This is a genomic window from Flagellimonas nanhaiensis (genome assembly GCF_003382275.1).
In the GTDB taxonomy this organism is placed as follows: domain Bacteria; phylum Bacteroidota; class Bacteroidia; order Flavobacteriales; family Flavobacteriaceae; genus Flagellimonas; species Flagellimonas nanhaiensis.
On record NZ_QTJX01000008.1, the window covers coordinates 78,013 to 89,260 of the forward strand.

Consider the following 11,248-nt stretch of genomic DNA (forward strand, 5'->3'; position numbering starts at 1 on the left):
CATCAAAAAATTTGGGATTTTTTTAACGGAGGTTCACCTTAAATTTGGGCGACTAATTTAAATGTACCAATGTTCAAACTGCGTATTGCGCTGATCGCATCAATTCTTCCCTTTTTACTTTCTGCCCAAAACAGCACTAAACAATTCACTGTAAAATTTATAGATCAACCCATAACCGTAGACGGTGTCTTGGACGAACCTGTATGGGAAACTGCAGATAGTGCCCACGATTTTCAGCAATATTTTCCTTCGGATTCCATTTTGGCCACCCAAAAAACCGACATTAAAATGATGGTGGACAACACCACATTATATATTGGTATACGACAAGACACCAAGGGGAGGGACTATATCACTCCTTCTTTAAGAAGGGATTATCGTGCTGGCGGCAGTGACAATATTAGCTTGCTTTTTGACACATTTAATGATGGTACCAACGCATTTCTCTTTGGGATAACCCCTTTAGGGGTTAGACGAGAGGCCTTGATTTCGGGAGGAGGGGGAGACCTAGGAGGTTTTACCACATCCTGGGATGTTAAATGGCGTGGAGAGACCCAAATTCATGACGATTACTACATTGCCGAACTGGCCATTCCCCTTACCTCATTCAAATTTCGTGAAGGAGAAACAAAATGGAGGTTCAACAGCTACCGTTTTGATATGCAAGCCAATGAACGGAGTACATGGATAGAAATTCCTCAAAATCAATTGATTTTCAGTCTGGCATTCATGGGAGATATGGTTTTTGAAAAACCTCTCGGCAAGTCCAGGACACCATTGGCCATAATCCCATTTGTTAATGGCATCTCTGGAAAAGATTTCGAAAACGATGAATCTACAAATGATATAAGTTTTGGTGGAGACGCCAAAATCGCCATTGGAAACGGCATGAACCTAGATATTACCATCAATCCCGATTTTTCCCAGGTTGAGGTGGATAATTTCATAACCAATCTTACCCGTTTTGAAGTTTCATTACCAGAACGAAGGCAATTCTTTATAGACAACAGCGATTTGTTTGGACGTTTTGGAGGGGGCAGGGATGCCAACCCATTCTTTTCAAGAAGAATTGGTATTGCCAAGGATGTAGATGACAACACCATAGAAAATAAAATTATTGGTGGAGTGCGACTAAGTGGTAAACTCAACAACAACTTAAGACTTGGTTTCCTCAATATTCAGACAGAAGAAGATGAAGCCAATGAGATTCCTTCCAACAATAATATGATGCTGGCACTCCAACAGAAGGTTTTCTCCCGATCTAACATTGGATTGTTCTTCATCAACCGACAAGCCTTTGACATTCCAGATTTTCTAGATGAGGATGAGGAATACAATAGAGTTATCGGAATAGATTACAATCTAGCTACTGTCAGCAATACATGGGGCGGTAAGTTTTATGCCCATAAATCCTTTGATCCTGGTGACAAAAAAGGAAATTATTCTTTGGGAGGGTTTATGAACTACAACGCCAGAAATTATGGCGCCTTTGTAGACCTAGTTTACATAGACGAAGAGTTCAATTCTGACCTCGGTTTTATTCCCAGAACAGATATCTTTAAAGTTGCCTCTGGGGTTAACCGAAATTTTTGGGCAAAAAAAGGAAGTAAGATCAATAATCATAATTTTCAACTTTTCACGGTCTATACTTGGAGACCCAACCTAGATTACCAAAACACGGACTATTTCCATAATCTAAACTGGAGCGCAGAATTTAACAATTTAAGCTTCCTAAGAGCCGGATTAGAACATCAATTTATCTACTTAACGGATTCTTTTGAACCCACTGGCAAAGATGATGCAGTTGAGCTTCCTGCAAATACGGGATACCATTTTGGCGCAGTTGAAATGGAGTTTGGTTCCGATCGCAGAAAGGTGGTTTCTTTTCAGATTGAACCTTCATATGGCAGTTTCTTTAATGGCAATAGGTTCTCCACCGAGGCCCAGGTGAACCTTAGGGTTCAACCAAAGTTTAATTTTTCCATGAACCTGAACTATGACCATATAGACCTTCCAAGTCCTTATGCTCGTGCAGATATCTGGTTGGTTGCACCTCGAATAGACATTACCTTTAATAAATCTATATTTTGGTCAACCTTGATTCAGTATAGTAACCAAAGGGATAATCTTGGTTTCAATTCTAGACTGCAGTGGCGATTTGCTCCACTTTCCGATCTCTTTTTGGTTTACAATGACAATTACTTTGTTAATTCGTTTATGCCAAGAAACAGGTCCATAAACCTAAAACTGACATACTGGTTGAATATTTAACGAATTAGGGTCTTAAATTTTCTAGTTGGAAAGCCAAATGAAGGCTGCACCTTTTCTGATTTTCCTATATTTGGTGCTTTAGCTTAATACCTTATGAACCAACTACCCTTTACCGAAGACACCGTGATCTTTGGACTCCTTTGCTTATGCCTAGGTTTTGTTTTTTACACCTCTTCCATTAAAAAAGGTTTTTGGAAAAAGTTTTATACCATAGTGCCCACCGTGCTTATGTGCTATTTATTACCGGCAATTCTAGCAAGTACTGGAATCGTTGATGAAACCAAATCCCAAACCTATTACATAGCCAGTCGGTATTTATTGCCTGCAGCTTTGATTTTAATGACACTGAGCATAGATTTAAAAGCCATTGCAAACCTTGGTTCAAAAGCTTTGATCATGTTCTTGACCGGTACAGTTGGAATAATCATAGGGGGGCCGGTGGCCATACTCATTGTTTCTATTTTCTCACCAGAAACCGTTGGAGGAAATGGATTTGATGCCGTTTGGCGCGGACTTTCCACAATTGCCGGTAGTTGGATCGGTGGTGGGGCCAACCAAGCAGCTATGCTTGAAGTTTTTCAATATAATCCGAAGGAGTTCTCAAAGATGGTGCTAGTGGATATAGTTATGGCCAATCTGTGGATGGCCGTACTTCTATTAGGAATAGGAAAGACAAAAAGGATTGATTCTTGGCTCAAGGCCGACACCTCATCTATTGAAGAATTAAAAGTAAAGGTCTCTGACTATACCGAAAAGATTGCCAGGGTCACTTCGCTCAATGACTTTATAATGATGCTTTTTTACGCCTTCGCAGGTGTTGGAATTGCTCATTTCTTAGGATCTCATTTTGCAGAGTTTTTGGAAAACAACTTTGAGGTTATCAGAAACAAGGAAAAAATACTATCCTCCTTGGGCTCCAAATTTTTATGGATGGTGGTCTTCGCCACCACAATTGGAATTGGTCTATCCTTTACCAAGGCCAAAAATTATGAGGGAGCAGGAGCAAGTAAAATTGGTGGAATGTTCATTTATATCTTGGTCGCCACCATAGGAATGAAAATGGATTTGGGAAGGGTAATGGAAAATCCAGGGCTTATAGCAATCGGACTTATCTGGATTACTATTCATGCAGGATTGTTGATCTTGGTTGCTAAACTCATCAAGGCCCCATACTTTTTCCTTGCGGTGGGAAGCCAGGCCAATGTGGGAGGAGCAGCTTCGGCACCAGTGGTTGCAGCAGAGTTTCACCCCTCTTTGACCTCAGTGGGCATTCTTCTGGCCGTTTTTGGTTATGTGGTGGGCACCGCAGGCGCCTATATATGTGCCTTGCTAATGGAAGTGGCCTCTAAAGTTTAAATATTCCAGAAGTTTATGGATATTTGTCGCGCAAATTTTTATTCATGAAGCGGATTTTATTTTTTCTTGTTCTCGGGATTCTGGTTTTCTCATGTAAAAAAAGTACAGAGAATTCCATGATTGTTTCCGGAAATATCAAAGGACTTAAAAAGGGTACTTTGTTCTTGCAGCAGTTCAAGGATTCCTCCTTAGTCTCCTTGGATTCCCTTGAAATTAAAGGCGATGGAACCTTTTCTTTTTCAAAAGAAATCTCTGAACCAGATGTTTTCTATCTATATCTGGACAAACAAGACAACAACGACATCAATGATAGGATAGTCTTTTTTGGAGAGCCTGGAGAAATTACGATAAATACCTCTTGGAATACATTTGATATTGACCCTGAGGTCTTTGGTTCTGAGTCCCATGAGAAATTCACTGAATTCAATGAGATGTTCTCCAAATTCAATATCAAAGATCTTGAACTTTCGCAACTAGCTATGTTGCCTCAGTTTCAGGAAGATTCCTTGGCTATGGATTCCATCCAGCAGAAAATGGATCAAAATATCGTGAATCGTTATCGGTATGCCATTAATTTTGGGTTGAATAATGGAGATTCCCATGTTACCCCATATTTGATGCTCAATGCGGCCAAAGAGGCCAATCCCAAGTATTTGGATTCGGTCTATGAGACCCTATCACCAGATGTGGCGGCCTCAAAGTATGGCAAAGCCCTTAAGAAATATCTAGAAAAGTAACTGCTACTCGGCCAACTTGTTGAACTCATTGACCAGTTCAGTGGCTTTCTCTTCCAACTGGTTCCTGATTCCCTTGAAATGATTCTTGGGGTTATTTACATCTTTTTGATGAATCTTGTTCATAAGGTCATCAAAAATGGCTATGGCCTTATCAATGATAACGGTACCTTCTGCAGAATCCTTCTTTCCAGACCCAGCCTCCCAAATGTAGACTGCCTCTATGATATCGCCTAGAACAAAGTTGACATCTTTTTTTAGATCACGAATGCTTGGCATACTAGTGTTTTTTCAAATTTACTATTAAATGGTAACTTCTAAAAGTTTAGCTCCATCTGTCTCAATATCAATTTTTTGACTAGAGGCAGATACTAAAATGGTTTCTCCTTTTCTAATTTGGGCATTTCCCCAATCATTGGAAATGGTTGCCGAACCTCCTACGCACATATAGATTGTGAAGGAATCCCTATTTGATACATCTTGTTGGATACCCTCCGTCAATTCCATGAAATTGGTCTTGAAATAAGGGCAATCCACCATGGTATTTGCCACATTCTTATCACTTGGATAATTTACCTTGAAATCATCCTTTTTAGTATAATCAATGGCATCAAGAGCTAATTCGGTGTGCAACTCCCTTAGGTTTCCGTTTTTATCTTTCCTGTTGAAATCAAAAACACGGTAAGTGATATCGGAAGTCTGTTGAATCTCAGCCAAAAGTACCCCGGCACCTATGGCATGGATTTTTCCTGTGTTGATAAAGAAAGTATCTCCTTCCTTTACTTCTTCATAGTTTAAGAGGTCTAACAAGGTATTCTCCTTTAAACTCTCTATGTATTCTTCCTTCTCTACATCTTTGTTGAAGCCAACAATGAGTTTGGCTCCTGGATCGGCATCCATGATATACCACATTTCTGTTTTTCCAAAGGAATCATGCCTTTTTTTGGCCAACTCGTCATTGGGGTGCAATTGAATAGAAAGATCTTGCTTGGCATCAATAAACTTGATTAAAATGGGAAAATCGGTCCCAAACCTCTCCACTACTCCTTTTCCCAACAACTGCCCGCCTTCTTTTGCAATCAGTTCTTGCAATGAGGTTCCTTCCAAAGGGCCATTGGAAATTTCCGAGATATCTCCATCTACTCCAGAAAGTTCCCAACTTTCGCCAGTAATATCACTTTCAATAGGTTTGCTCAATACATCCTTGAGCTTGGTTCCTCCCCAAAGACGTTCTTTGAGGATAGGTTTAAATTTTAACGGGTATATATCCATTTGTTATCCTGAATAAGTCACAAAATTACGGGGTGTTTCGTAAAGTGTTACCTCCAATTCCTTTTCTTTTTCAACATGCGGTCTTAATTTGTTCCAAATGACAAGGGCAATGTTCTCCGCAGTCGGATTCAGCTCTTTAAACTCAGGAACATCTACGTTAAGGTTTTTATGGTCCAGGGCATCCTCCACATGGGTCTTTATCAACTCTTTTAGGATTTTTAGGTCCATAACAAAACCTGTTTCCTGATCTATTTCTCCGGTAACACTTACAATGAGATCATAATTATGACCGTGAAAATTAGGGTTATTGCACTTTCCAAAAACTGCATCGTTCTTGTCATTGCTCCAATCGGGCCTATACAGCCTATGCGCCGCATTGAAACTGGCTTTTCTGCTCACTTTTGCTCTCATTGCTCTTCTGATTTATGAATGAGATGGTCGTAAAATCTTTCAAAAATAATTTTGAACCATGCCGTATATCCATCCGGATTTGAGGCAATATCCTCTTTGATATCTTCCAGGGCCATCCATTTCCAATCTTCTACTTCACTTGGATTGATTTGGGGCTCTCCTTGAAATTTTCCCATCATTACATGATCCAACTCATGTTCCGTAAGTCCATTGTCAAAAGGTGCCTTATAAATGAAAGAAAACAATTCCTCAAGCTCCGCGGTAAATCCCATTTCTTCTTGAAGGCGGCGTTTTCCAGCTTGTATGTTGGTCTCACCTTCTCTTTGATGGCTACAACAAGTGTTGGTCCACAACAAAGGGGAGTGATATTTGTCCTTAGCCCGCTGTTGGAGCATGGTCTCACCTTTATCGTTCATAATAAATACTGAAAAAGCCCTATGGAGAACAGCTTTCTCATGGGCTTCCATTTTAGGCATCAACCCAATAGGTTCGTCTGCCTCATTCACCAATATCACATTTTCCTCTTTCATGAGGTAAAAATATGACGTTTACCGGGAATTATTGAAAATCGGGTTTTTAAATTGTTCCTAAAAGAAACGTGGCGACTTGAGATTACCAATATTTCTTATGAAATCGTACCTGAAAATTACCTCAAAAGATCCGTCATTGAAAGTGGCCCCACCCAAATCCGTGGTTTCTCGGTCATAGGCCAATCCAAGAAACATTTCATCGGAAATCCTGAATCCAAAGAGACCACTGAAGGCGGCATCCCATCTATAGGCCAAGCCTCCAACGAATTTTTCATTGAGCATAAAGTTGGCCGAAACATCAACTTGTAAAGGAGCTCCTTGTACTGCCTTGGTCAAAAGGGTAGGTTTAAATTTTAGAAATGGATTAAGATCCCAAACATAACCGGTAATCAAATACAAATTGATCTGTTCTTTTGCCGTGGATACGGATGATTCATCAAAATGCGTGGTTTCCAATATCCTTGGTGCAGACACCCCTGCGTAAAATCGTTCCGTGTGATAGTAGACACCAGCACCTACATTTGGAGAAAACTTTCTAAGGTCTCCCTGGTTCAACTGATTGTCTATTAAATATTCGTCCAACTCTGAGTATCTTATATCCAACATATGCGCACTGGCCTTAAGGCCAAAGCTCAACTTCCCTTCAAATGAAGTTTGAATGGTATAGGAAAAATCCACATCAAAGTATGTTTCAGAGGTAGGTCCAATTTTATCATTGACCACAGAAAGTCCTAAACCTACTCCACGATACCCCAAAGGGGTATGGATATTCAAGGTCTGTGTCTCCGGAGCTCCATCCAACCCCAACCATTGGTTTCGATACAGAGCCGCTATACTTAAATGTCCGCGAGAACCCGCATAAGCCGGATTAACGGTTACGGTATTGTACATGTACTGGGTATACTGTGCATCTTGCTGTGCTTGGGCCAAACTACCCATACCCAAGGCAATTAGGAAAAGTAATTGCTGGATTCTTCTCTTCATTCTTTTTCGTTCCACAGTAACATTCATCTTTATCTGTTAATGTATATGTAACCGGATAGTTGTTTCATATTTCCATTAAGGTCTTCGTAATCTATTATATAGAAATACGTACCTACTGGAAGTTTATTGTCACTATCCACAGTTACTCTTCCTTGGGAAGTGCCATCAAAGACATTTCCATTTGTGTTGTATGCTTTGGTCACGTATACCAGCACACCCCACCTATTGTAAATCTTTACTGTGTTGTTTGGATAATTTTCGAGATGGTTGATGGTCAATACATCATGTACACCATCTCCGTTTGGCGTTATTACATTTATTACATCTATTGGGTCTACTTGTGATTCCCCTAAATCGGAATCAAGGTAGTTAGGTCTTCCGTCTTCGTCAGAATCGTCGTTGGCGTAGTTTCCATCGCCATCCAAGTCTTCATCTATGGTTTCTATACCGTCATCATCATCATCAGAATCCCTATAATCTGGAACTCCATCAGTATCTGTGTCCATTAAGTCTGAAGTAGGATCATTAATCTCATCATTGACATCAATGTCGATTACCGTGCTTCCTTCGTAAGCATCATCCAGACCGTCGTTGTCCTTATCGGAACCAACAAATACGACATCTGCTATTCCATCCTGATTCTGGTCATGACCTTCAATGGCATCTGGCACATTGTCATTGTCACTATCATCATCAACATAATCTGGAAGGGCATCACCATCAGTATCTACAGGAATGAGACCTACATTTCCTCCATTTTCATAAGCATCGTCCAGTCCATTATCATTACTATCGGTTCCGCTTGGAGCAATGTATGTGAAATCGTCTTGAGCCTCTACATTATCCGGAATACCGTCATCATCACTATCAATATCCAAGTAATCTGGAATTCCGTCTCCGTCAGTATCAGTTGGATCTGTGGATGGATCATTGTCCAAATCCGTATTCAAGTCCTCAAAACTATCTACAATACCATCATTATCAGCATCCAGATTTGTGCTTGGCGGATTGGTTAGGATTGTAATTGTTGCCGTATCGCAATTTCCGTTGGAATCACAAACGGTATAGTCAAAAGAATCGGTTCCAATAAATCCTGGATTTGGAACATAGGTAATATCATCATCTGATGGGTTATTGGCAGTTCCACCATCATTTAAAATAACAGTACCATTTGCTGGATTGGTTGTGGTTATGGTTCCCAGGGTAGGAATATCATTATCGTTGCCGCTCCATGCTATATCAACGGAAACATTCTCCTCTGTTGCGGCTGAATCATCAAGTGTATCAACTATAGGAATTACATCTACGGTAACTGTAGCCGTACTACAGGCTCCAAAAGCATTGCAAACGGTGTAATCAAATGTGTCTGTCCCATTAAAATCAGCATCAGGAGTATAGGTTACAATATCATCTGATGGATCGTTTGCTGTTCCATTATCATTAATGGATATTGACCCATTTGGAGGATTGGTTGTAGTTAATGTGCCATCGGTGGCCAAATCAGAATCATTGTCAAAAATAGGTACGACAACAAACTCGTCTTCATTCACTGATACGAGATCATCAACCAAATTCCCTGCCTGACTCATACAAACAACCGTAAATCTTGGAAGGTCACTACTATTTCCGGCTTTGGTAATAGTAGCTGTATATCGCATTACAGAAGTTGTACTAATTACAGTAGGACGGGTTTGATCACCACCAACTGCAGGACTCCACGATACCGTAGCTCCAGATGGAATGCTTGCTGAAATATCCAGGGTCACCTCATTATCTGGGGCGTTACAATCGGTTAGTATAAAATAACCTGTGGCATTGGAACCACAAAGGGTTCCATCATAGGTGGCAAAATAAACTCCTGGTTGTGTAGCTTCATAAAAAGAATTTGTGCCCAATACAGTTCCCAAATCGGATGCCTCAAACCACTGATAGTTACTTTCGTCACCACTATTGGGAGCTTGTAGCAAAAACTGGGCATTTGCAAGATTTGATGCCAATAATAATATCAGCAATCCAAAAAATAAAGACTTATGTGGGGTTCTTGGTTTCAAATCTTTTTGAGTCTTTATCATTCTATTTTACTACAAAAACTACATTTATTAATGAATTGTAATCTGCAGGTTGTCCAATTATGTCGTATGTCATCAATCCATTGGCATCAATACTCAGGTTATCAAAAACTGTTGGATCTGCATAGGTTACATAGTAATATAGATCCGTAGCTCCATATGTAGGAAGTGCAGCAGGTGCACCGCTACTTGCTACCGAAGGAGTCCCAAATTGAGCAATGTATTGTGAATACAGGTTTACAGTTAACCCGGTACCGTTGGATGATGCATCTATCGCAATGGATGGTGGATAAAACACTCTCGCCGCTATGGATGTTATAGGAGCGATGTCTTGAATCACATCTTCCACCGTAGCTTCTGTGGTAGAATCTCCATCAACATCTACTGGAGTATCCGTATTTACTTCAGATGAAGTTTGGTCATCCGTAGAAGCTACCCAGCCTGAAGTGGTATACATATATACCTGTTGGTCGTCAGTATTAAAAATGGAGGAACCAATATTTGGTGAAATAACACCAGCCATTTCGGCTGCAGTCAACTGAGGTAAACTTGGTATTGAAGTCCCCTCAATTTGTGCTTTAGCCGAAAAGGATACAATCAGTCCTAATATTAGAAGATATCTTTTCATCACTTCGTCTTTGCTTTAGTTTGGTTGTTTTTAGTTAGGAAGAGTTATTACGGTAAACATGAATTCCAAATCAATGTCATCTTTCTGTGTAGCACCATTATCACTATCTCCGATATTCACCTTAAATCCAGATGTTTGTTGATCATAATAGCTAATACCTGGGTCATCGTAATTCGCTCCTGTATTTCCAGGACAATCTCCTCCACAATCCAATGTCACCAGCTGTATGATATAATTCGAGTTTCCGAGTGCCGTGGTAAATGTAATTTGATAATCACCTTCATTTATTCTTGAGACCGTTGCTTGATAAATAGCAGCAGCCGTTCCATCTCCATTGATTTTTCCTGTGGAATAAATCATTGGCATATTCAAAAATGCACCACCATCGCTTCCTACAGAAATTTGGTTATTGGCATCTGCACTTACCACATTTGCAGTCTCTGGAGTCCCTCCATCCTCATCGGTATAACTTATCACACCTGTAGATGTATTTTGTGAAAGACTTGTTACTGTCTCATTAATGTCTACGGATGCAATACCTGCTTCTGAAATTGTCGCAATCCTATTTCCACTAACAGTATTGGTTACACTTACATCATCATCTGCTACAGCAGCGAGCTCAGCGTCCGTGGCGAAGGTACCGTCAAGGTCCTGGCTCAGGGTGCCACCGGCATCCGTTACCGTGATCGAGGTGCCCGTAAGGCCAACGGCGGTGTTGTACTCGTTCGTGGGGTCCGCATCCGCATCGTCCGTGTTCAGCGCGGCAAGTTCAGCGTCCGTGGCGAAGGTACCGTCAAGGTCCTGGCTCAGGGTGCCACCGGCATCCGTTACCGTGATCGAGGTGCCCGTAAGGCCAACGGCGGTGTTGTACTCGTTGGTCGGATCGGCATCCGCATCGTCCGTGTTCAGTGCCGCAAGTTCCGCATCGGTGGCGAAGGTACCGTCCAAATCCTGGCTCAGGGTGCCACCGGCATCCGTGACCGTGATCGAGGT

11 protein-coding genes are annotated in these 11,248 nt (G+C 40.9%); 3 read left to right on the forward strand and 8 right to left on the reverse strand.

Annotation, left to right across the window (positions count from 1 at the left end; all coding sequences use genetic code 11):
- Window positions 1-69 precede the first annotated feature (69 nt).
- The 3 genes from DX873_RS18320 (at window position 70) to DX873_RS18330 (ending at window position 4,364) form a co-directional block, all read left to right on the forward strand.
- Window positions 70-2,271, forward strand: a complete 2,202-nt coding sequence (locus DX873_RS18320) for a DUF5916 domain-containing protein (RefSeq protein ID WP_116185944.1) — start codon at window positions 70-72, stop codon at window positions 2,269-2,271.
- Between the two features lie 93 nt (window positions 2,272-2,364).
- The gene (locus tag DX873_RS18325; RefSeq protein WP_116185945.1) at window positions 2,365-3,627 is read left to right on the forward strand and encodes a DUF819 family protein; all 1,263 of its coding nucleotides are present in this window, start codon (window positions 2,365-2,367) and stop codon (window positions 3,625-3,627) included.
- A 44-nt stretch (window positions 3,628-3,671) separates the two neighbouring features.
- On the forward strand, window positions 3,672-4,364 hold the full coding sequence (locus DX873_RS18330; RefSeq protein ID WP_116185946.1) for a DUF4369 domain-containing protein: 693 nt from the start codon (window positions 3,672-3,674) through the stop codon (window positions 4,362-4,364).
- Between the two features lie 3 nt (window positions 4,365-4,367).
- Here the strand turns inward: DX873_RS18330 and DX873_RS18335 are convergent, their stop codons facing one another.
- The 8 genes from DX873_RS18335 to DX873_RS18995 all read right to left on the reverse strand — a co-directional run.
- A complete protein-coding gene (locus tag DX873_RS18335) occupies window positions 4,368-4,640 on the reverse strand; it encodes a hypothetical protein (protein ID WP_116185947.1) in 273 nt (90 codons plus the stop codon).
- A 24-nt stretch (window positions 4,641-4,664) separates the two neighbouring features.
- Complete coding sequence (locus DX873_RS18340; protein WP_116185959.1) at window positions 4,665-5,627, reverse strand: type I phosphomannose isomerase catalytic subunit; 963 nt, start codon at window positions 5,625-5,627, stop codon at window positions 4,665-4,667.
- A 9-nt stretch (window positions 5,628-5,636) separates the two neighbouring features.
- Entirely contained in the window at window positions 5,637-6,044 is a 408-nt protein-coding gene (locus tag DX873_RS18345; RefSeq protein ID WP_116185948.1) for a 6-pyruvoyl trahydropterin synthase family protein, read from the reverse strand.
- The gene (gene idi / locus DX873_RS18350; RefSeq protein ID WP_116185949.1) at window positions 6,041-6,574 is read right to left on the reverse strand and encodes an isopentenyl-diphosphate Delta-isomerase; all 534 of its coding nucleotides are present in this window, start codon (window positions 6,572-6,574) and stop codon (window positions 6,041-6,043) included. The genes DX873_RS18345 and idi overlap by 4 nt, the downstream gene beginning before the upstream one ends.
- Before the next feature lie 57 nt (window positions 6,575-6,631).
- Window positions 6,632-7,558 carry a PorP/SprF family type IX secretion system membrane protein gene (locus DX873_RS18355; RefSeq protein WP_116185960.1) on the reverse strand — a complete coding sequence of 309 codons (927 nt, stop codon included), beginning with the start codon at window positions 7,556-7,558 and terminating at the stop codon, window positions 6,632-6,634.
- Between the two features lie 29 nt (window positions 7,559-7,587).
- The gene (locus DX873_RS18360; RefSeq protein WP_116185950.1) at window positions 7,588-9,630 is read right to left on the reverse strand and encodes an Ig-like domain-containing protein; all 2,043 of its coding nucleotides are present in this window, start codon (window positions 9,628-9,630) and stop codon (window positions 7,588-7,590) included.
- A 1-nt stretch (window position 9,631) separates the two neighbouring features.
- Complete coding sequence (locus DX873_RS18365; RefSeq protein ID WP_232520982.1) at window positions 9,632-10,255, reverse strand: hypothetical protein; 624 nt, start codon at window positions 10,253-10,255, stop codon at window positions 9,632-9,634.
- 30 nt (window positions 10,256-10,285) lie between these two features.
- A partial coding sequence (locus DX873_RS18995) for a hypothetical protein (RefSeq protein ID WP_198412981.1) occupies window positions 10,286-11,248 on the reverse strand: 963 nt, incomplete at its 5' end.

Excerpts from the sequence above, each read along its gene's own strand:
- DX873_RS18320 (WP_116185944.1), top strand. The coding sequence starts at position 70 with ATGTTCAAACTGCGTATTGCGCTGATCGCATCAATTCTTCCCTTTTTA.
- DX873_RS18325 (WP_116185945.1), top strand. The coding sequence starts at position 2,365 with ATGAACCAACTACCCTTTACCGAAGACACCGTGATCTTTGGACTCCTT.
- DX873_RS18330 (WP_116185946.1), top strand. The coding sequence starts at position 3,672 with ATGAAGCGGATTTTATTTTTTCTTGTTCTCGGGATTCTGGTTTTCTCA.
- DX873_RS18335 (WP_116185947.1), bottom strand. The coding sequence starts at position 4,640 with ATGCCAAGCATTCGTGATCTAAAAAAAGATGTCAACTTTGTTCTAGGC.
- DX873_RS18345 (WP_116185948.1), bottom strand. The coding sequence starts at position 6,044 with ATGAGAGCAAAAGTGAGCAGAAAAGCCAGTTTCAATGCGGCGCATAGG.
- idi (WP_116185949.1), bottom strand. The coding sequence starts at position 6,574 with ATGAAAGAGGAAAATGTGATATTGGTGAATGAGGCAGACGAACCTATT.
- DX873_RS18355 (WP_116185960.1), bottom strand. The coding sequence starts at position 7,558 with ATGAAGAGAAGAATCCAGCAATTACTTTTCCTAATTGCCTTGGGTATG.
- DX873_RS18360 (WP_116185950.1), bottom strand. The coding sequence starts at position 9,630 with ATGATAAAGACTCAAAAAGATTTGAAACCAAGAACCCCACATAAGTCT.
- DX873_RS18365 (WP_232520982.1), bottom strand. The coding sequence starts at position 10,255 with ATGAAAAGATATCTTCTAATATTAGGACTGATTGTATCCTTTTCGGCT.